General features: G+C 32.2%; 16 protein-coding genes. 4 read left to right on the top strand and 12 right to left on the bottom strand.

The features are described from left to right. Positions 1–462: 462 nt before the first annotated feature. Positions 463–1,353 (bottom strand): DoxX-like family protein, encoded by an 891-nt coding sequence (locus FHK87_RS14055; RefSeq protein WP_140594119.1) that lies wholly within the window; start codon positions 1,351–1,353, stop codon positions 463–465. A 166-nt stretch (positions 1,354–1,519) separates the two neighbouring features. Here FHK87_RS14055 and FHK87_RS14050 point away from each other — a divergent pair, with 166 nt between their 5' ends. The 4 genes from FHK87_RS14050 (at position 1,520) to FHK87_RS14035 (ending at position 7,501) form a co-directional block, all read left to right on the top strand. Beyond that, a complete protein-coding gene (locus FHK87_RS14050; RefSeq protein ID WP_140594116.1) occupies positions 1,520–3,910 on the top strand; it encodes an Ig-like domain-containing protein in 2,391 nt (796 codons plus the stop codon). Positions 3,911–4,159: 249 nt separating this feature from the next. Beyond that, positions 4,160–6,430 (top strand): purple acid phosphatase family protein, encoded by a 2,271-nt coding sequence (locus FHK87_RS14045; protein ID WP_140594114.1) that lies wholly within the window; start codon positions 4,160–4,162, stop codon positions 6,428–6,430. A 183-nt stretch (positions 6,431–6,613) separates the two neighbouring features. Continuing rightward, positions 6,614–7,030, top strand: a complete 417-nt coding sequence (locus FHK87_RS14040) for a hypothetical protein (protein WP_140594111.1) — start codon at positions 6,614–6,616, stop codon at positions 7,028–7,030. 72 nt (positions 7,031–7,102) lie between these two features. Next, the gene (locus FHK87_RS14035; RefSeq protein WP_140594109.1) at positions 7,103–7,501 is read left to right on the top strand and encodes a hypothetical protein; all 399 of its coding nucleotides are present in this window, start codon (positions 7,103–7,105) and stop codon (positions 7,499–7,501) included. 202 nt (positions 7,502–7,703) lie between these two features. Here the strand turns inward: FHK87_RS14035 and FHK87_RS14030 are convergent, their stop codons facing one another. The 11 genes from FHK87_RS14030 to FHK87_RS13980 all read right to left on the bottom strand — a co-directional run bounded on the left by FHK87_RS14030 (position 7,704) and on the right by FHK87_RS13980 (position 23,043). Next, a complete protein-coding gene (locus tag FHK87_RS14030) occupies positions 7,704–8,918 on the bottom strand; it encodes a bifunctional alpha/beta hydrolase/OsmC family protein (RefSeq protein WP_140594107.1) in 1,215 nt (404 codons plus the stop codon). A gap of 130 nt (positions 8,919–9,048) precedes the next feature. Next, positions 9,049–9,477 carry a hypothetical protein gene (locus FHK87_RS14025; RefSeq protein ID WP_140594104.1) on the bottom strand — a complete coding sequence of 143 codons (429 nt, stop codon included), beginning with the start codon at positions 9,475–9,477 and terminating at the stop codon, positions 9,049–9,051. A 208-nt stretch (positions 9,478–9,685) separates the two neighbouring features. Beyond that, positions 9,686–10,708: a hypothetical protein gene (locus FHK87_RS14020; RefSeq protein WP_140594102.1), complete on the bottom strand. Its 1,023-nt coding sequence runs from the start codon at positions 10,706–10,708 to the stop codon at positions 9,686–9,688. A 228-nt stretch (positions 10,709–10,936) separates the two neighbouring features. After that, positions 10,937–11,602 carry a hypothetical protein gene (locus FHK87_RS14015; RefSeq protein ID WP_226294249.1) on the bottom strand — a complete coding sequence of 222 codons (666 nt, stop codon included), beginning with the start codon at positions 11,600–11,602 and terminating at the stop codon, positions 10,937–10,939. Between the two features lie 32 nt (positions 11,603–11,634). Next, complete coding sequence (locus FHK87_RS14010) at positions 11,635–11,847, bottom strand: hypothetical protein (RefSeq protein ID WP_140594097.1); 213 nt, start codon at positions 11,845–11,847, stop codon at positions 11,635–11,637. Positions 11,848–12,565: 718 nt separating this feature from the next. Continuing rightward, complete coding sequence (locus FHK87_RS14005; protein ID WP_140594094.1) at positions 12,566–13,849, bottom strand: KamA family radical SAM protein; 1,284 nt, start codon at positions 13,847–13,849, stop codon at positions 12,566–12,568. A gap of 15 nt (positions 13,850–13,864) precedes the next feature. Beyond that, positions 13,865–16,135 carry a TOMM precursor leader peptide-binding protein gene (locus FHK87_RS14000; protein WP_140594092.1) on the bottom strand — a complete coding sequence of 757 codons (2,271 nt, stop codon included), beginning with the start codon at positions 16,133–16,135 and terminating at the stop codon, positions 13,865–13,867. Between the two features lie 109 nt (positions 16,136–16,244). Then, positions 16,245–16,832: a hypothetical protein gene (locus FHK87_RS13995; RefSeq protein WP_140594090.1), complete on the bottom strand. Its 588-nt coding sequence runs from the start codon at positions 16,830–16,832 to the stop codon at positions 16,245–16,247. Between the two features lie 116 nt (positions 16,833–16,948). After that, positions 16,949–17,902, bottom strand: coding sequence for a hypothetical protein (locus FHK87_RS13990; RefSeq protein WP_140594087.1), 954 nt, complete (start codon positions 17,900–17,902; stop codon positions 16,949–16,951). Positions 17,903–17,953: 51 nt separating this feature from the next. Then, on the bottom strand, positions 17,954–22,033 hold the full coding sequence (locus FHK87_RS13985) for a TOMM system kinase/cyclase fusion protein (protein WP_226294248.1): 4,080 nt from the start codon (positions 22,031–22,033) through the stop codon (positions 17,954–17,956). Between the two features lie 53 nt (positions 22,034–22,086). Next, positions 22,087–23,043, bottom strand: a complete 957-nt coding sequence (locus tag FHK87_RS13980; protein ID WP_140594083.1) for an FHA domain-containing protein — start codon at positions 23,041–23,043, stop codon at positions 22,087–22,089. Positions 23,044–23,334: the final 291 nt, after the last annotated feature.

Genomic DNA, 23,334 nt, shown 5'->3' with positions numbered 1-23,334 from the left:
CTTGATGAGTAGAAATTTTAACTCAAGATGTTGAAATTTCAATCTTGCAGGTTAAAATTTTAAAGGTAAGGGTTAAAATTTGTGTCATTGTTCTTAAAATTTCAACCTTTAAAGTTAAACGCTTCGTCTTTTTTACTCATAATTTGGTCTTTGAGGTTAAACGTTTGGTCACGAGAGTTAAAATTTTAAAGACACTCCTTAAAATTTTAATGTCTTTTGTTAAATATTTGACTTTAAGGGTTTAATTTTTAGCATTAAATTCATAAAGCTTATGTCGTGCTAAATTTGAATTAATATTTTGTCACTCAAAATTTTGAGTCTAAAAGTTAGAAATACAAAATACAGAGTATTCACAAAATATAAATTTTAATCATTTGTATTATACCAAAGTTGCACACGAATTTTATGTATGACTCACAAGATTGATGTGTTGCATATCATCAAAATAGTTAAAAGCAATTATTATGAAAGGTTTTTAGATAACACTGTATTTTCGCTTGTCATAAACTTTTCAGAAGTACTATTTTTTAATAACCAGATTGCTAACAAAGGAACAAAACCATGTGGTAATCTATAGATGACTTCATGCAAGTTTTGATGAATAGATTCTAATGGAAAATCAATATAAAAATTAGCAACAATTCTGGCTAGAGCTGTTAGGGTTCCCCATACGACAGCATACCAAAGTGCGTAAATATTCACTCTCGGGACAAACAATAAAACTGCTAGTATAAAATCCAAAATTCCTGCTATGTATAGAAAAACAATAGCTATATCTTCAGAACATCCAAAAATTTGTATTACCATGTCTACAAATCTTCCGGGAACCGGATAAAATCCAAATGCATAGAGCCCATGTGAGAAAAATGTTACAGCTATGATAATTTTGAGCGTAAGTATAAATTTTTCTTTTTGATATCGATTAGAAAATATAAAAAGTAACATAAATGGAAGACCGAATTGTATGCTATGCTCAAAAAATTGTGCTGCATGATAAAACTTTTCTTTGGCTAGCAGAATAGCTAAAAGTACCAACGAGATTCCTCCTAATGCGACTGGAAAACGTAACCATTTTTTATTTTTATCATTAATAAGTAATGCGCATAATCCTGCAAATGTATATAGTACTCCATTTGTTCTAATGATATTCTGGATCACCTTGTCTGTAGTACTACTGGTTACATACTCTTGCCAAGATATATTGAATATTCCTTCGATTACAGGTTGTAATAGTGCTTCGTCCCAAAAAAATGATCGATATGGGGCATCCCAAAATAAATGTTGCCAAGCTCTTCCAATAAAAATTAGAAAAACAGAAGCTTTGAGTAAAAATATGGTTTTAGAGTTTTTCATAACTTCAATGTTACTATATTAATGTTAAGGGGATCTAAATTAAGTGTTATGTTTTCTGCAAAATTATGTTATCAGATTTAATTCTAGATTAAAAATGAGATAGATGTATTCTTCTGCCTATCAATAATTTAAATTTGTGATTAACTAACCTAATCATTACACAACCATGAAAAAATACTATCTATGTATTGCATTTGCAATTCTTCTCATATTGCAAGTTAACGCTTCTAATGACAAATACCGATTGACTTTGCGAGATAATCCTGCTACTACTATTGTTATTGGCTGGAATCAGATTTCGGGAAATAACCCCATAGTACATTATGGGCCTGTAGATCAAGGGACTGATTATGATCAATATGTTTACTCTGCAGCACCAAGTAGGATTGTATCTTATAGGGGAATGAATAATCATTTTGTACGTTTATCGAGATTGAAACCGGATACGGCATATTACTTTGTTATTAAGGATAGCGAAGGCGTAAGCAAACGTTTTTGGTTCAAAACAGCTCCCCTAGAAGAAAGTAGGTTTTCTTTTATAGCAGGAGGAGATTCTAGAAACAATAGAGTCCCACGACAAAATGCAAATTTATTAGTATCCAAGTTAAAACCTCATGCAGTTCTTTTTGGAGGTGATATGACAGATAATGATACAGATAGCCAATGGAGAGCATGGTTTGATGATTGGCAATTGACCACAGCTTTAGATGGAAGAATGTTTCCTATTATTGCGGCTAGAGGTAATCATGAGAAGAGTAATAGTACGATCGTAAATTTGTTTGATATCCCTTCTTCTCATGCGCATTATGCTATAACATTTGGGAGAGATATGGTACGTACATATACACTGAACTCTCTTGATGCTATTTTAGGTAGGCAAACTGATTGGTTAAAAAATGATCTTGCTAATAGTCGCGAGGTGACCTGGAAAATAGCACAATACCATTTTCCTATTCGTCCACATGTATCATCAAAAGGAGAAAATCTTTTAGAATATGCAGGTTGGGCAAAAACATTTTATGATGAAGGAGTGAAACTAGTAGTAGAGTGCGATGCGCACACAGTAAAAAGCACCTGGCCGGTGCGCCCTTCTACAGGATCAGGCAGCGAAGAAGGTTTTGTAAGAGATGATAATGGTACTGTATATGTAGGAGAAGGTTGCTGGGGAGCTCCTTTGCGAGATAATAATGATATAAAAGGCTGGACTAGAGACTCAGGTAAATTCAACCAATTCAAATGGATTTTTGTAGATAGAGCCAAAATGGAAACCCGTACGATTAAAGTTGATAATGCAGCAGAAGTAGGAGAAGTTGCAAACGATAATGTTTTTGAGATACCTGATCGTCTTGATATATGGAATCCCTCTAATGGCAGCGTGATCAAAATCATTAATAAAGATTTGAAAGCTCCAGAAGTCTCTTTTGTAAATCCCAAAGAAGGTCAGCAACTCTATAGTGGGGGAGCTAGTACAATAACTGTAGAAGCTACAGATGCAGACGGAGAGATATCCAGAGTAGAATTTTATTTAGATGGGGACCTTATCCATACAGATGTTTTAGAGCCTTATAGTACATTAAGAAGTTTACCGGATGGAGTACATAAAATTAAAGCTGTTGCATACGATAACCATGAGTTATGCAGTGAAGCAGAAATAACCGTGAATGTAGGTCAGTTTTCAGGTAGTTTAACAATTCCTGTAGCTCATGGTTATGATGATGTAGAAGAAAATGCAATAGGTCAATTATATGTAGATAGTAGTGATCTAGAACTGGTCTATGACTCTGTTAATCTCATCAGCTTTCAAAAAATCGGAATTCGTTTTCAGGATATTAAAATCCCCAGAGGTGCTTTAATAACAGGGGCTTACATCCAGTTTACTGCAGATGAAAGTACGCATAAAAGGACAGAATTAGAATTCTCATTACACAGTAGTGATAATTCAGAGCAATTTACAGATAAAAATAATGCTTCAAAAAGAGATGTAGTGTCCTATAAAATTCGATGGAAACCTGAACCTTGGACAGCAGGACAAAGTGGAGCTTTACAAAAAACTCCAGATCTCAAAGGAATGGTACAACAAGTTGTTGATAGAGCCGGCTGGCGTCCTGGGAATAGTATGAGTTTTATCATCAGGGGAAAAGGAAGAAGCAGTTGGAGAACCAAATATAAACGTGTTGCGAGTGCCTATGAGAGTGGAGCAGAAAAAGCAGCAAAACTTATTGTAAATTATACATTTGGAGGTGTAAGGAGTAAAGAAACTCAAGAAGTTGAGACAGTAGCAGTCAAAGTGATAAAAGATGATCAATTAGAAGGTATAAAAGTATATCCTAACCCATTCGAACAAGAACTACAAGTTTTGATACCTAATGCAGAAGTAGAAGAAGTAACCGTTGAGATCTATGATACAGCAGGTAATTTGGTTTTTTCAAAAGTTACTTCGGTAGAAGCAAATAATCTTAGTATTAGACCAGAGATTTTAGATAAAGGAATGTATATTATCCATGTGATAGATGCCAAAGGTTTTTCACTAGTTACTAAACGAGTACTTAAAAAATAAGCTAGTTAAAAACATTTCTAAAAAAATGCAAAATAATATCAATTGATAAGATAACGAGTAAGAAGAGTATTGTAAATTATATCTTCTTACTCTTTTTATTTTATAAACGCTCATATTTTTCTTAAGTTTAATATAGAATTATTAAAAAGTAAATTATTAGTGATTAAAACTATAGAAATCTACTTTTTAATACTTTTATACATTTATTTTTAAAACCTAATTTAACTAACACAATCAAACTCAATCACAATGAAAAAACTCTATTATGTTCTTATTTTACTTATTGGGATACAGACATATGCTTCTAATGATAAGTATAGGCTTACACTTAGAGGTAATCCTGCTACTTCAATAGTAATTGGTTGGAATCAAATTTCTGGAAGTAGTCCTACAGTGTATTATGGGACAACAGATCATGGAACCAATTACAATAACTATTCAAACTCTAAGACTGTAGACCGAAGCGTAAGTTATAAAGGAATGAATAATAATTTTGCCCGTCTTATAGGTCTTCGCCCCAATACAGCTTATTATTTTGTTATTAGAGATAGTCAGGGGACAAGTAGCCGTTTTTGGTTTAAAACAGCTCCTGCAGATAGAAGTAGGTTATCTTTTATTGCCGGTGGAGACTCTCGTAATAATCGTACCCCAAGAAGAAATGCAAATAGTCTTGTAGCAAAATTAAAACCTCATGCTGTATTTTTTGGAGGGGATATGACTAATGGAGATAGTAGTTCTGAATGGAGAACATGGTTTGATGATTGGCAATTAACAATTGCTCGTGATGGAAGAATGTTTCCCATCGTAGCAACTCGAGGAAATCATGAAGATAGTAATAATAGTATTTATAATTTATTTGATGTCCCTTCTTCGGGTGTATATTATGCCATTACTTTTGGAGATAACCTAATAAGAGCGTATACCTTAAATACAGAATCATCTATCTCAGGTAATCAAACCAACTGGTTACGAAGTGATCTTGGTAGTAACAATAATGTTACATGGAAAATGGCACAATATCATAAACCTATGCGACCTCATGTATCATCAAAACGAGAGGGGAACAGTCAATATAGTAATTGGGCACGCCTTTTTTATGATTATGGTGTAAAATTGGTAGTAGAATGTGATTCACATACCGTGAAAACAACATGGCCGGTACGCCCTTCTACAGGATCAGGTAGTGACGAAGGGTTTATAAGAGACAATACCAATGGTACTGTATATGTCGGAGAAGGTTGTTGGGGAGCCCCTTTACGATCTAATAATGATAGTAAAAACTGGACTCGTAATTCTTCAAGATTTAATCAGTTTAAATGGATTTTTGTAGACGAAAATAAAATCGAAACCCGAACTGTACGTGTAGATAATGCATCTAGTGTTGGCGAAGTTTCTAATAATAATGTATTTCAAGCTCCTGCAAATATTGATATCTGGAGACCATCTAATGGAAGTGTGGTGACGATTAATAAGAGTACAACAGTAGATCCTGATCCTGATAATGGAACAGTAGAAGTAGCAATTAGTACTGGCAATGACGATGTAGAAGAAGATAAAAACGGAAGATTATATACAGATAGTAGCGATCTTGAATTAGTGTATGACAGTAGTAATAATTCAAGTTTTCAAGTAGTAGGATTGCGTTTTCAAGGAGTAAGGCTACCTAAAAACGCAACAATTACCAGTGCATATCTTCAATTTTCTGCAGACGAAAGCAATAGTACTAGTACAGAATTAGAAATTGCATTGCATAATTCATCTAATTCTCCTTCTTTCTCCTCTTCGAATAATGTTTCGAATAGAACAGCCTTTTCTTCTAAAGTAACCTGGAGACCAAGTTCGTGGTCAAGTAACCAACAAGGTAATGCACAGAGATCTCCAGAACTAAAGACTATGATACAAAGCCTTGTCAACAAAAGTGGATGGGTGGCAGGTAATAGCCTGAGTTTTATGATAAGAGGTAAAGGAAACAGTTTAACCAATAGATCGGCAAAACGAGTTGCAGATTCTTTTGAAGGAGGAAACCCAACGCAATTAATAATAAGATATTCAACAAGTAATAATCCACCAAATGATATCTGTGCAGGAATTTCAGAATGGAGAAGCGGTGTGAGTTATCCTATTGGTGCAAAAGTAACCTATCAAGGAAATCTTTTTGAACGTATTTCTGGTGATTGGAAACTTTTAGGTGCTTGCGGAAGCAGTTCCTTTAAGAATAATAATCAAAATGACATTAATTATCCTTTAGTTCAAGGTAAAATAGATAAAAGATTTTCAATCTTTCCTAATCCATTTACTAACGAAATAAGGATTTCTGCACCATCTGTAAAATTTGGTAAAACATATATCGTTACTATATATACGATAGATGGTAAAATAGTTCATGAAGAAGATATCACAAATTTAGATCAAAAAATGATGAAAATATATCCTAAAATGAGTAAATCAGAGATGTATTTACTTACCATAAGTGATATGACCGGCAAAACATTAGAAACCAAAAAGGTATTTAAAAACTAAACAAATCATTATTCATCTGTATTTATAATATTCTAGGCGTGTACCTCTAAAAGAGTCGTTAATTTTATTAAGAATTAATGGCTCTTTTTGTTATAGTGTGTTAAATGATATTTTCGTAATTATCAGATAAATGGTATTCTCAAAATTATGTTCAATTTTGATGATAATCTTAAAACTATAATTATGAATACTCTTAAAACAATAGCTTTTTTAGCAATAAGTATCTTCTTTGTTATTGCTTGCGAAACGAATACAACTACTTCTGAGTTAGATGAAATTTCTTTAAGTTCAACATCAGAAAATGCAAAGCATGCTAATACATTTGATGTACGTATCGAATTAGTTGATAGAAATGGTAACCCTGTAGGGCCAAATGGGCTAAGAGGTTATTTTGCGATAGATCAAGAGACAGGAGAAACGTTTTATCCTTTTCGTAGTGAAGATCATAATGTATTCAAAGGGTTACCTCAAGCTACTTATCGTTTTGATGCTCACGATGGTTATTTTGATGGAGCTTCATCGCAAATTGTTACACTTCAACAAAATATGGTGGCATCGGATGGTTTTATTGTGGTGACACTACAATATTGGTCTGAGTAACATTCTTTTCATATTTACTTATTGAAGTCATCTTGACTTCATCATTATCTATTTTTATAAAACTTAATTATTATGAATTATTTAAAAAACATATTTATTTTTCTTTTAGTAACTGGTATCTTTTTCTCTTGTGATAATGATAATGAAACATTAGAAGAATCGTCAATAACAAAAAATCAATTAGTATATAATGTCCGTTTTGGATCATTGAATGCTACACCAAGTAATGACCCCGGAGGAATACAAGGGTATTATGCAACAAACCAAAATACAGGAAAAACCTATTATTCTGAGCGTGTTGGTGAGTACGCTTATGACAATAAAATAGAAAATTTACCAGCTGGAACTTACGAGTTTGGTGCGATAGAAGGATATTGGGAAGGTGCATCATCAGAGGTAATAACATTACGCCAAGATCTTGTAGGAGAAGATGGTTTTGTATATATACAATTACAATATTGGTCAGAATAAATAATGTAAATACAATTGAAAAAGACCGTCTATATTTTGTAGACGGTCTTTTTTTGTGCCCATAATTTTAAATTTGGAATACTTACTATATCCGTACATTGAGAAAACTAAAAGCTTATGATTCTCTTGTCTTATGTGGCAAAAGAATTATAAGTCTGATCTTATCTAAGATATATTGGATTTAAATGATTAAACTTTTTAATCATTCTATCAACATGGTAATTACTTGCGTTTCGCTATGCAATGTTCTATGCACAGGACATTTATCAGCTATTTGAAGCATCCTTTTTCTTTGTTTCTCATCTAGATTTCCTTCTAGCTTAATTTTTCTTTCAAAGGTGTCAATTTTAGCAGAAGGATCTTCGCAATTGTCACAATCTTCTTTATGTCTTTTATCATAATTAGTATGTACTTCGATATTTTGAAGATCCCAACCTTTTCGTTCTGCATACATTTTTACAGTGATTGCGGTACAAGAAGCTAAACCGGCGGATAAATATTCATAAGGAGTAGGACCAAAATTATTCCCTCCAAGGTCTTCAGGTTCATCAGCGACCATAAAATGATCTCCTAATTTCATATTAGTTGTATATCCTTTGATATTATCAAGGCTGGCAACCACATCGGATTTACTTCTTAGTTTTGGTTCTTCAGGAACGTTTACATATCTAGAAGACCATTCTGCAATAACTTTACCGGCATAGATAGAGTCTTCTTTTTTCATCAATAAATGATCAGCTCCATCTAGGGTAATAAAACTTTTGGGATGTTTTGCAGAAATGTAAATTTCTTCTGCGTTTTTGATGCCTACAGTGGTATCTTGTGGTGAGTGCATTACTAATAGTGCTTTACCTAAGTTTTTGGCAACTTCTGGTAGAGATTTAGTTTCTAAATCGTCTAAAAATTGTTTTTTGATTGTAAAATCTCGCCCGCTTAGATTTATAATAGCTTGTCCGCTTGCTTCAATTTCATCAATACCACTTTTTAATAAATGTTTTACATGTTTTGGATTAGATGGTGCACCAATAGTGGCAACAGCTTTGATACTATCTATTTCTGAAGCTGCGAATATAGAAGCAGCACCGCCTAATGAATGTCCGATTAATAATGTAGGAGCATCATACTGCTCGGTCAAAAAATTTGCTGCTGCAATTAAATCTTCAACATTACCAGAGAAATTTGTGTCTTCAAAATCCCCTTCACTTTCGCCAAGACCTGTAAAATCAAAACGGAGAACTCCAAACCCTTGAGAAGTTAACCCTCGACTAATATTTCTTACAGCTCCTAGATTTTTGTTACATGTAAAACAATGTGCAAAAAGAGCAAAGTTATGCGGATGTTGATTAGCAGGAAGTTCTAGACGACCTGATAATACTTGACCTTGCGTATTTGTAAAAGTAACCTTTGATACACTCATAAATAAATAGTTTTAATAAAAGTCGAATTTTTTAAGCTAAAGTGACTTTTAGTACAAGTTAAATATGTGTTAAAGAGGATTAATAACTACCATACGTTTTTGTTGCAAACTTTATTTTTTGAAACATACTTTACGTTACAAATGTTTTGAATTCAGAAATATAACGTATTGGTATACTAATGCTTTCTAAAGGGAGTAAAGGAAGTTTTTGATTATTGTTTACGTTAGGAAAAAATGTAATAGAGAATACAATTTCGGCTTGATCCTGTATGAGTGTATTATCTTTAAACCAGTCTATAATACTTTTATTGAGGGTAATAATAGATTTTCCTGTCCCTTTTATATCGTTTTCAGAAAAAAGAGTTGGAGCAATCAGAACAATTGGTTTGTTTATAATCTCTGAGGAATTTTGATATGCATATGTTACTAATATTTTTAATCTTGTTGGGGTTATTTTGTGTTCTGCAGTAAGCATTACATCTGATAATAATTTTTTGAGATAATCGACGAGTTTATCTTTTCCTTTTGATAACTGGGGGATAGTGATCGTTTCGGCCACGCTTATATTAATAGGGGATTAATGTTATTTTTATTGATTTAGAATATATCTTTCAAAAAGATTTTTGATAAGATAAAAATGATACACATGCTTGTAAAAGCGATATACCACCAAAATTGAATTATTGACGAAATATGTTTTATTTTTTTGTTTGATATAGATCTATGCAATTCTGTTGTTATTAATTGTTGTACTTTCTTAGTTTTTGTCATGCCCATTTTATAGTATATAATTCTGTAATATTTTTACTTCTTGTTTCTAGTCCTCCTGTAGTTTTTGTATTTGAAATTGAGGTTTTAGAAATAACAGGAAGGGGAGTAGAAGTACCTGGTGCTAGAGTACCATTTGTATCAAAACTCAACTCATGATCGTGTTTTTTGAATTCATCTTCTTCTACAGTCCCTACATGATCGCCTTTTATAGTACTTTTTCCTAATGCAGATCGATTGGCTGCGTCAGGGTCTATTTTGGCTCCATTATCCCAAACTCTAGAGAAATAACCTCTCATATCAGGTAGCAAAGACCTATCATTTTCTCCTTTTCCAAATCTTCCATTCAAAAAAGAGCTTAATCGGGTATAAGAAGTAGATAACTCCTGGCTTTCTTGACATAATGATAATTCTTCTGCTGGTGGAATTTCTGTAGAGATATATTGTTTGCGTTCTCCTATAAAACCTTCTACCATACAGGGCAGTGTATCCAAAGCTACTTTGCCAATATTGGCAAATACTTTATGAATGTAAATAGTAGCATCTTTTGTATTACTTTCTATAGCAATTTCGAGTTTTGTGGCTTCATCACTGATGTAAATATCAATACTGATTTCTTCTGTTTCATTACTGTCAAAAACAATAGTTTTAGTGCTTTTTGATACTCCATCACTTATAGAAAAAGTAACTTCAAAACCTGGAGTAATATGATTTTGTATGATAGCACTCGCAGAGATCTGTTGGTTGATAAGCAGGTCTTTCCATCTAGGGAATTCATGAATCATTTGACTGAGTGTCATTAATGAATCGTCTTTACTTTTTTTAATAAGACATGCATTCATATTAGCATCGAATCCAATTTCTCCATCATTACCCTGATCATTATAAATCCAACCATCCGGATGTTGAAATTCTAAAGGTGAGTCACCGGTTTTATTACTATAATACAAGAAGTTATAGTTATAGACTAAATTTCTTTGCTGAATGGTAAACAACAAATCATACGTTGATAAATGGTCCATAAAAGATTGATTTTAAAAAAAGATATGGTAAGATTAGAATAATAAGATGCTCTATTTGTATTGTTATGATGATGTTCTGGTAGCATTTTGTATTGATTTGTGTGATTATTAGATTATTGTGTATGTCGATGTTTGTGATTGAAAAATTAAATATGAGGTGAGTGTATTTTTAGCTTCACTCACCTCATAATAAAAAACACTTACTTCATCGTCATCATAAAGTTGTAATTACTGTTTTTTCCATTCTTGATTTTCATAGATATATGATGCTTCGTTAGTATTTGTAAGGTCGATTTCTACCTCACGAGATCTTGAAGTACTGAACATGGTACTAGTCTCGATATTTTGCTCAAACCATACCAATATTTTTTCTACAGGTTTCAATTCAGTTTTTCCTGAAACTACTGCATCTTCAGCTACATAAATAGGCGTACTTATAGTTTCTCCGTTGATTCCTGTTGATAATTGGTTTACTCCCGGGTGGATAGAACCATAATCATTATTCAATGTAAATAGTGTTTTTGGCCCTGCTGTGATAGGATCTTCAAGGATTCCTGCAGAGTTCAACGTACTAGTTTCTCCTAATTGGATTTGTTGTACATTGGTAGATACTTCTACTCTAATATCGCTTTCAAAAATATTTGATCCAAATAATTCATAAACAGGTACCCACGAGAATTTATTATTGAATAAATAATTGTCATAAGATTGCCATACTACAGTATAAGCTTTGTCTGCTACTTTTTTTGCAAAACAAAGTTTATAGTTTGCAGCTTTTAGGTCTTCAAGGTCTTTTAAAGCTATATTAATGGTCACTTTTTTTTGAACATCTTGCATGAAATTTTGATATTCTAATGCAACTTCTTCTGGTTTTAATAAAGTTTCTGTGCTCATGATTGTTGTTTTAATGCTTTTGGTTTTTAGAGTTATCTTTTGAATCCTGCTGTATTGCCATATTTTGCAGTACAAATCATCCCATCATAAGGACCTCCCACAGGTCCTATTTGGTATTCGGAATCTACAAGTATCCTATCCGGGTGATCAATATTTGTAACTTCAACTTCTGGTGCATTAAAGTTATTGGTTACCCCTGTTGCTAGTACATGTGTTCCTGCTTCATTTTTGATTTCTACATTCATCTTTTAAAAAGGTTTTTTGAGTATGAATGGTCTTATTAACTTATATAAGGGTATTCGTTACAACCTTATAAAACTTTATAAAAAGAATACCTTTAGATATAAAGTTAATTATTGGTCTCTTCATGATTTTGGCCAAAATCAAATATCAAATTAGGGTATATTTAGATAAATTGGCGCCAGATTGATGATCCAAATGTCTCCAGATTTGACAGTATTAAATGTACGATGCATTACTAAAAAAAAATATTTCATCCTATTTCATCATAGTATCTCTTACAGGTCAAAATATTCAATAAAAAAGGTTTAGCTTGTGATGAGCTAAACCTTAAACGATAGGAATATTGTGATTTTAATTTACCCCCGTATTTATCATTATTTTCCTACCTACTTAATCCATAAAATGTAATTTTTTTAATATTATAACTATGTTTTTTAGATTATGAAGTAAAATTACAAAGTTGCATACTTTTAAAATATTTCATTCTATTTCACTATGTGTTGTGTGGGTTGTAAAGTGTTTATTTACAATAAGTAAGGGTTGTGTAAGTTGCTTTTTCTGTTTTTTATTAGCGATGCACTAAGATTTTATATCAGCATTATTAGAGTACAATCTGTTGTGTATAGAAAAGCTATATAAAAGTAAAATGACATTAAACTGTATTTGCTAGTTTTATAGTTTTAGCTTTTTGTAATGTATAATAAGGTGAGATTTATATCACTAAGCATTCAATACAGCTTCATTTTTATTGCTAAATAATGCCATAAGATCTCCGGCATCTTTTGTAGTTTCATGATATGGGATTAACTTGATTGTACCTTCACCAATAGTATTAGGAGGTGCTTGTAGTGATTTTAATACAAAGAATTTTTGATCTCCAATTGTTGTAACTCCGTCAAGTAATGTTCTATGTAAATCATTCATAAATACAGGACCTCTTACAGTTCTGGCAAGTCCTGTTGTCTGTTTTTGGGCTGTCTGAAATATTTCTAATGCTTTTGCTAGAGGTATCCTAAAACAGGATTCTAGATTATGATCTGCTTCTATAAACATATAATATGGTATCATACCTAATGCAATTTGAGCATTCCACATAGTACTCCAAGCCTCAGGAGTGTCATTAATACCTTCTACAATGGGACCTTGGCATCGTATGATGGTACCAGTTTGTCTAATACGTTGTATTGCTTCTTTTACAACATCGTTTTCTAATTCCCTAGGATGTGTAAAATGAGCACAAAAATTAAGATGTTTACCTTTGGATTGAATGTATTTGAATAGCTCTAATAAGTTATCCGCATCTTTATCTGTTGTAAATCGATATGGCCACCAAGCCAATGATTTTGAACTGATTCGGATTACTTTTATACTATCGATTTCTAAAACCGGATCTATATATTTTTGTAATGTTTCTGCCTTGAGTACCAAAGGATCAGCTCCTGTAAATAAGACATCTGTTACTTTGGGATGTGCTTTTAAAAAAGCAATGGGTTCGTTTGGATCAGAATATGAGGAGTTTTGTTGAGCTTCTTTGTTATTAAACATGATCCATCTAAAGCAATATGAACAATATGAATGACAGGTTTTGACCATCGGATCAGGAAATAGACTGACTATTGTTTCAAAATTACTATATAACCCACGAACTCTTTTTCCGTTTATCTTAGGGATGCTGGTTTCGCTATGTTTTACTTCCGGATACATTTTTTTCTTAACCTTTTCTATAAAAGGCATTAATGTCTTTTGATCTAACCCACTTTGATATAGTAAAGAAAGTGCATGAAAATCTGTGGGAAGCAGCATATCTTTTCTAGGAAAAATTAATTTATAAATAGGATCATTGGGAACATCTTGCCAATTAATTAAGTGTTCTAAAACATAATTATTTACCTTGAAATGAAAGACGCTTGATAGAATATCAAATACATTCTTTTCTTCTAGAGGAAGTTGTTGGTAATATTTTGTTTTTTTGAATGAAATGTTATTGTAGGATATAAACTTCATGATTGATTGTTTGTGCTATATAAATATGCTTAGAGGGTTTAATTGTTCTTCTGTATATGGCTTTTTGAGTTTTCCCATTTGTACAGGAACATCGTATAATCTTCCGGGAGCAGTTCTTCTCCAAAAATGCCTTAGTCCGGGCACGATCACTTTGGCTACCGGTAATTGTACATCGGGTTGTGTCAAATCGATAACTAGAGTATCCAACCCTTGTTGCGCTGCTGTTTTGATACAAAATTGTACGCTATCATAAATAGTAGGTTGGCATAATTGGGGGTAATCTGTTTGTATATTTTTTAACGATTTGCTTTCTGGTACCAAGTAAGGGTTGTTGTCTAAAGTAGCAGTATCAAGCCAGTCTATAAACACCTGATCTTTGGTTAAATAACCGCCTTTTTCATTTATAGTGACAGGTAAGAGCTGATTAAGTTCTATTACGGCTCTTTCTAAAGCGATATTTGCATCTACATGAGCACCAAAAGCGTATAATACGTTGTCTTTTTTGTTTGGGTCTAAATTATGACTTAAGGCCACAAAAACCGGAATATTGAGATCTGTTGAAATATCTAATACATATAAACTTCTACCAATACTTTTGTAATATGAGATCATTTGATCTATATATGGGTTTTGAGAAGTATTTAAATCTACTCCCTCATATTGTATACGATTATACCACCAGATTGCAGCAGCGTCACGTTCTACTAATTCTAAAAAACCTTGCAAAATTGCTTCTTCTATAGTATTTCCTGCAGCGCATCCGTTTGAATCGGGGTAGGCATACAATCTTTTTTCGTCTTCTGCGGGATATTGTGCATAACAGTAACATGAAGGCAAATATTTAAACTCTTGTTGAGTGAGGTTGTATACAGGAGTCCAATTCATGATTTTTTCAGTATCAAAAGAAATAGGAACCAAAGAGTAAAATTTAGTACTTTTTGCATTGATCTGATCTCTGTTTTGATATTGGGTATCACTGTATAGCATGCAAGTATTGGGATGAATAGCTTTTTCTAAATCTTGATAAGAAGCAGTAACTATATAGGTTTCTTCATGATACATAATGCTATACCGTTCTATAGCTTCGCATAGCGCACCTGTTTGCGCTTGTATTGCAGTTTTGCCTTTACCACCATTTGCACTTCTGAGGTGAAGGTTTAACCAAAATAAAGATGAACTTTGCAATGCGAGGTTTTTGCCCGATCCAAAGTTGTAGATAGGTACATTTTTGAATGGGTGATATGCTTTAAGGTAAGGGACAATACCTGTTATATCGCTTACGTGATGTTTGTAACGCTCAAGGGTTTCTTCTGGTGATATTGTTCTATACCCTCCCGGGTGATCTGTGATGATTTGTTGAGGTTGTAGTTGGATAGGTGAAGGATGTTGTTTTACTATTAGAGTATCTCCACAAGCTTTACATTGTGGACGTTTCACTACTGTATGTTGTGTTCGCTCCCCTGTATTTGTATGTATAGCGATTAATTGATTATATAATGTTTTACTATCATCGTGATATAGCCATGCGACGATTTCCGAAATCAAAATACTAGATGCCATTTGTTGTGCTAGAGGATGACTTACTAGAGGGCGGCTAATATTTTGATCTGTTTTTGCTAATGCCTGATATAGCTTGTTTTCTTGATCATGAAGCAGTAAGCGATGTTGTAGGCATTTCCAACAAGCGGTATCTTCTTTTTTGGGTAACATGAGGGGACCAATATATGGAGTTGTCCCATTGATTTTGACAAGGATCCAAGGGGTTGCATCGTCAATCATTTTTCGGTTAATATGCTCTAAATCCGGATGTAGGTAATCTGTAGTAAGTACAATCGTGATATAAGGATCATTAGAATTTTGTAATCCTGTATCACTTAATAGTTTTGTAAGGGATTGTAATTCGTTTGTGTTGATATCACCTACAGTTTGTATTGCGAATGTTTTATCGGTAAATATATTTGCCAATGTTGTCACATCATATCCCAGTTCTTGCCAATAAGCACTTTGTTCTTTTGTGAATAAGGATTTTTGTTGGGTGATGTATCCTTCTGCTTCTAATTGATGCAGTGTAATCAGAACTTCACTTAGATTATGACTATAATATTGATACTGCTCAAGGATTTCATCTTTTGTAATTTTAGAAGTACTGATCACGTCCAAAAGTTGAATTGCTAACGGAGATTGTAATACAACACTATCGCGTTCTGATGATATAATAGTGAATTGATCCGTTGCATTAATTTTGGTATATTTTTCTTTGATTCTATAATACGTGTTAGTCTGCATTACATTATAGAGCTTTTACAGGAGTTTATAAATCATTGTAATTTTAATCAATATCGTTTAATATGTTTTAAGATTAAACGATATTGATTAAGTATTTTAAATTGTCGAATTAACATGATGTAAGAATTATCTCTGCATTTTCTTTATTATCAGAGCAATAAACCTTGGTTAGCATATCTTTATTAGGAATGAAACAAGGCATAATAAGAATAGCATCATAATTTTTGAGATCATTTGTATCAAATGGCAATACTACTTTTAGTTCGTCACTTTCTGATAAAAGTTCTCTGCTTAGTGTTTTGATACCATTTTGGCCATGAGAAAATACTTTTACGAATAGAGGTGATTCTTTTATGGTAATGGTTTCGTGTTCTATTCCCTTTTTTGTGAAATATATTGTAGGCCAAGAAGTTTCATAGTCTAGAATGACTTTGGTATTGGTTGGGAGCTTCATTCCACAACCTGTCCATGGAATTCCATTTTCTTCCCAGATGTATTCATTGGTTTTTGATTTTCCATCGGTTAAAAAAGCTACAGTTTTTGCGGGGTCTTGAAATGTGTTCAATAAATCTTCATTTTTAAAACATCTAAGACTGAGCTCAAAGTATTTTTCGCAGATATGATAAATTTGCTGCTGGTTTTTTTCTAGATCAGTGAGTGCTTTTTGTTGATCTGGATTTAGAGTTGCTGTTTCCATGATATTATAGTTTTAAGAGTTTTAAAAGATATTTTTTTGAGTAAAAAATCACAAAGGCTTACTACTTATTAATAAACCTTCGTGATTAATAATATATACAAAAATTATTTTAAGTATCACGAAGTTGAAAGAATCAATTCTTCCGTGTCAGAGCCTTTAAATGATACTTTAACCAGCATATCAGCATTTGGAATTATATATGGCATTTGAACTACTACATCACATTTTTGTAAAGCTTCCAGAACTTGCATGTTTATTGATTGATAATCATCTTGCAAGTTAGTATTCTCGTTTAACCTATTAGCATATTCTTTTTTAGAAATAGATACTTTATGGGTTTTAACTGATAGGATTTCATCTTCTAATATTGCTCCTACAAAATCGTTTCTATGCTCATCATTAATAACCTTTAAGAAACCTTTATCTGCAATGTAATTGACATGCCAAGAATTTTCTTCTATGAAAATTTCGTCTTTAGATTCTCTCTTCTTTATATAAACAGAAGGATAAGTTTTGTTAAAGTTTAAAACAATTTCAGATCTTTTTGGTATTGCCATTTCGCAGCCTTGCCAAAAATGAATGTGATCTATATTATTTGTGTCTTTAACAAGATTTTGAACTATTTCAATAAGATCAGCAGCATTTTTTTCATTATCTGCATAATTTTCTAAAGGATATATTTTTAACTCATTATTTACTTGACAAAATAAACATCCTGTATCTATTAGCATTGCTCTTCTGGACTCATTGGAGTTTAAAAATACTTCATTATACTCTTTATAAATCCCCATAAGCGTGCTCATTTCATTATATTTAGAAATAATTCGTAGTATTTTAAACTTATTTTTGATAAAATCCTCGTTATGGGCTTTGTCTTTTTTTTGATTCTTTTCTAAATCATCAAGTCTTTCAACTATATTGTCATATGTTTTAATTCTTTTATTAAGCAAAGTATGCTCACTAAAAATATTTTTGATTTTGTTTTTCAGGTTTTGAAGCCTTTCTTTAGCTAGTGGGTCTTGGAGAGGGTCTAAGATGTTGATTGAACTTTTTTCTAATTCTTGTTCCATAATTTTAATGTTTAAATTAAGCTTTTGTTATGAATAGTTAATTTTGATTGGTTACATTCTTAATATCTTGTCGACTCTCATTTTTAATTTAGTATTGGTAATTTCAATTATTTTATTAGAGAGTGTTTTTAATTCTTTTTTTGTTTTTTCAGGTATCTTTTTCTTTTCTTTTAAAATTATTTCTGAATAAAATACTAATGCTTCTAGTTGAAACCATGTCGCATTTATTTTTTGAGCATCTTTTATTGCCTCTTTTAATAAAAGTTCTATTTTTTTGTTTAAAGTTTTATATTTTGCATAATAAGATTCTGCGAGTACCCTTTTTACAAGAGATAGAGTCCAAAATTCATTATCTTCTATACTTCTTTTAAGAGAATTTTCAAGTAATTCAATAGCTTTTTCAAACTTGTTTTTTATTAGATATGTTTGCGCTAAGGAAGGCTCATACCAAGACAGAGCGTAGTATTGTAAATTAGAAATAGTACTTTCTACATATTCTTCTGCGTAATTAATATTTTCGTAACTCCATTCACCAATCATTTTCAGATGAGTTGTCACCCAATTTTTTCCTGATTCGTCATTATGCAATAAATTATGCTTTTCAACAATATTTCTCACGAGTTCTTTATCATCTAAAAAATACGCGTATAATGCATAAAATAGGTAAGCTAAAGTAATTGAAACGGGATGGTTGATTTCTTCGGACCATTTTATGCCTTCTACAGCATATTTTTCTGCTTTTTGGACTTCTCCTTTAAATAAATAAATACTAGACAAGAAGAAATAGGAAGAGCTCTTAGGTTCCATATTATAATCGAAACCTATTGCAACATCAGTTTGCGCATTATAAATATCAAAAACTCTAAGACATAGCTTTTCTGCCTTTTCTAACTCTCCATCAGCATGAAATGCTTGAGCTATTAATGGTAAAACACCTACCTCTATATCTCTGTTAGGATATTTTTTAAGTTTTGATAAAATACTATTTGCTATTTCTGCGGCTTTTTTGCGTTTTGAATGAAAATGATAATTTAGAAATAATCCCCATTCAATTCTATGTGTAATTTCAGTTAGTACCTTATTTGAGATATTGTTTTCGTCTAGATAAGCTATGTTAATCAATTCTTCATTCCTTTTATTGATTTGGATTACTTCTTTACATCCATAACCACCGATAGCCATTTGTGCAGGAAGTACTAAATCATTCAAGATAAGTTCAGACTCAATTTTATTACTATTATTCTCGACACCATCGATCCATTTTTTTATTAATGCGTATAATTTAAGAGCTTCTTCGTTTGCAGAATTTTTGATATGTTTTTGTACAGCTTGTATCCCAAATTGTGTAGCTGTTTCATATTTTTGAGCCTCCGCGAGATGATTAGCAAGTTCGATGGGTCTCTCATTAACGATTTCAGGAAAATTGCTTTTGATTGTTTCTGCAATATTAGCATGTACTTCTCTACATAATGATGAGGTCATACTCTCATAAGCGGCATCACGAATCAAGGCATGACGAAATACATAGATTTCATTTTCTATTCTACGTTGTTTATAGATTAGGTTGGCTTCAATTAAAGTATGAATATGACTTTGGATCGTATTATCATCATATGGAGATGCCGTTAGGAGCATTTTATGAGTAAATTCTCGACCTATCGCTGCAGCAACTTGCGCAGTCTCTTTAGCATGACCTACTTTGCTTATTCTAGAATTTAATAATCCTTTTAAAGTTATAGGGATTGACTCATCATCTAGATTTTGTTTGAGTACGTAAATGTTATCTTGTAAGTAAATATCTTTTTGCTCTAGTAACATCTGAGTAAGACTCTCGATAAATAAAGGAATACCATCCGCACGATTCATAATATACGCTGTAACTTCATCACTAATCTGTTCATGCTTCAAAATATCAGCGATAAGCGTTTTTGTATATGATGTGTTAAGTGTTTCTAATGATATTAAAGCAAATTGTTTGGCATTCCATTCAGGTTTGAAATTAGGTCTTGCAGTGGCTACTATCGTATATTTTTTTTGATCTGAAGCTTCTATGAGTTGAGAGAAAAACTCTAAGCTTGTAGGATCTATCCAATGCAAATCTTCTATAACCAACATAAATTTTTTTGCTGATTCTATACTAAGAAGATACTTTTTTAAAGTTTCAAAAAGAACTTCTTTCTGTTCAGAAGGAGTTATTGTGGTAATTTTATATGTACCTTCTAAAGGTATTGATAGCCAGGAACATAAAATGGGAACAGATTTTTGAAGATCACAATCTGCTTTTTGAAATACTTTTTCTAATCTCGATACTTGAGAACCATCATGTAAACTGTCAATATCTTTCTTTAAGATTTCGAAAATAGGATATAGTGCATTGTTTTGGTGTTCAGAGAGACATCTACATTCACAAACATGGTATCCAGAAGTGATGACTTCTTTTTTAATTTCGTAGATGAGTTTAGATTTTCCGATTCCGGCTTGACCTTGTACTAGAATGGTTTTATTATCCTTATTAGAATTCCAGATATCAAGAATTTGTTGCTTTTCTACACCTCTACCTATCATTTTTTGATTAGCACTTTTAGGGCTAAGGTTTGATAAAGCTTCTGTAGAACGTTCACCGATGAGTAGATAGGTATCAATAGTATTTCCTATAGAGGATGAGGTAGCCATATCTAGTTTTTCAAACTCTAGATATGGGTCTAACAACTCTTTGGTCGTTTGCGAAACGATAATATGCCAAGGTTGTATACTATGTAATAAATTGAATGCAGTATTTGTAATTAATCCTTCTGGAGCGCTATTTTGTTTTATAAGTGCAGTACCCGAATTGATTGCTATCCTAAGATCTATCTTGAGATTATATTTTTCATACAATTCTTGATTTCGAGTTTGTGTTTGCCCAATTAATTCTAGAGCTGTCCTTCCGGCTCTTCTGGCATCATTATCATTAAGTTTAGGATAACCAAAATACATCACAACAGTATCTGCAACAATAGGAGGGATGTATGCACCATATTTGATACCTATATCTTTGCATAATACCAATTGACTGGATTGTGTAGTTTCTAAAGTTTCGATATCTAAAGATGGTGTTTCTTCAGAAACTGCTATGTTTAGCTTTGCGCATAATACAGTAATTTGTCGTTTTTCACTATGAGTGCTTCTCCATGCAAATTGATTGACTTGTGTTGCATCATCACTAATAGGAAAACTGTTATGATGTGTAGGTTTGATTTTACCTACAATGGTCTTAAAGTTAACCTTATTATATTCCTGAAAAAGCTCTGAAGCACTTTTTACTCTTCTATCAGGGTCTTTGTCTAAAACACTTCGCAACACTTTTGCTATAGGATGATCTATAAGTGGAATAGGTATCGGAATATCAACAAGATTAAGCTGTTGCTGGAAAATCTCTGCTATATTCGTGCCTTGCATAACAGGTTGCCCTGTTAAACATTCTAAAAATATCAATCCCCATGCATAGAGATCAGATTTTATTGTAGGAGCTTCACCTCTTAACTGTTCGGGAGAGCTATATGCAGGAGTACCAATGATATCTTGAGTAAGAGTTAAATCTTGATAGTTTTTAGTTTTATAATCATTTGTAAAGGCTCCCATACCAAAATCTAGTATTTTTATATAAGGTTTTGTCTGGGTTTGCGTAACCATAATATTATGTGGCTTGAGATCTCTATGAAGAATCCCATTATCATGAGCATGTACTAATGCGTAAAGTACTTGCTCCATGAGTGCTCCTGTTTTTTCTGCTGATAATCCATTATGTTGATGGATTACGTCTTTTAGAGTTGTTCCCGAAATGTATTCAAAAACAGCATATGGTTCTTGAGATGCTGTATACCCTTTATCCAGGAGTTTTACAATATGAGGATGATTAATTTGTGCGCAGAGTTGTGTCTCTCTTTCGAATCGTGCAACTTGGAGTTTTCTGTTTTTTTCATCACTATATGCTTTAAATTTGAGCATTTTTATAGCAACGATTTGTCCTGTGCTAATTTGTTCGGCTTTGTAAACGATTCCATATCCCCCCTCTCCAATTTGTTCTATTAAATTATATTTTTTAGGGTCAATATCAGGTTTAAGAGCATTTTCAGACGAAAGGTGTTTCACGCTTATTTGGATGTTAGGTTTTTAATTTTTGTAATTTCGAAGTTAGTTGTGGATTAATATACCTGAAGGACTTCACCAATAGATTCTTCTTCTTTTAATATTTGAAAATACGGATGAGCAAATCGTATTTCACCATAACGTCTTTCTATAATATTAGAAAAGAGATATCCATAAGGTTTGGTTTCGAGTATTAATTTTCTAATGCGATAAATTCTCAAATTCAAATAATAAGTATCAATATCTCTACCAAATTCTTTGCTTACGTCTTTTAAAAGATCATCGATAGCAATCCATCCCTGATCATAAATAACATGACCATTATTTACATCTTCTAACCTTTTTCTAGCTAGGGCCAATAAAATATAATTGTGTACTCTTTCTCCTAAATCAAATTCTTGATTTTGAGTTATAATTTTAATTCTGATATGTTCTTCATCAGAACTTAACGTAAACTTAAAAAATGCATTGTTTACCACATTTCCTAAATCTAACGTGTCTTCTAATACTCTATTCTCTATGTAGATATACTCTTTAGCATCTATAGTATATGTTTTACCATGCTTTAATGTGTCTATATTCGTTTTGGTTTCTATTTTCCAAATATTACTATCAGGATATAGAAGGGTTTCCGGCATTTCTTCATTAGGAAAGGCAAGACATGTAATAAGTTCGATTACAGTATCAGTATTGTCTATTGGTCTAAGATAACTCGATGGAGGAGAGGTACTAACGACTTCCCATTGGGTACTTTGATGCTCTCCAAATTGAATCTTGAAACCATCAGAGAGTTTTGAAGTGGCATTATTAATGAGTTCTCCATTTACTAAAGTTCCATTTCTACTATGATCTTGCAAATACCAATCATTAGCTTTCCAACTTATCAAAGCATGTGATTGTGATATATCTTGTTCAGAAAGATGAGTATTCACAAGGTTTTGATTTCTACCAAAAATATGTTGGGTATTGAGGTAGACGATTTTTCCTGTTAAGTTGTTCTTTATAATTCCCATTTTTTTACTATCACGTGAAATTATTATATCACATAAATCTTACTGTAAACCGGAATCGTTTTTATTTATCTTTTATTTCATAAAAAATCTAAGGTTATATTTTATGAATTTTTTTGTAGGAAAAAAAGTACTATAGCAAATTAGTTTACTACCATATAAAATGGTTTTAAAAATTTTATCATTTAAAATGAATTCAATAAATAAAATCTAGTTTAGCCTACCTCAACGATAATAAAAATACAATCCTAGATACTACGTTTTATGTCAATATCATACACATTAAAACCTAAA

The sequence above is a fragment of the Aquimarina algicola genome (assembly GCF_006443095.1).
In the GTDB taxonomy this organism is placed as follows: domain Bacteria; phylum Bacteroidota; class Bacteroidia; order Flavobacteriales; family Flavobacteriaceae; genus Aquimarina; species Aquimarina algicola.
The sequence above is the reverse complement of the archived record's forward strand: the minus strand, read 5'-3'. Positions and strand labels throughout refer to the sequence as shown.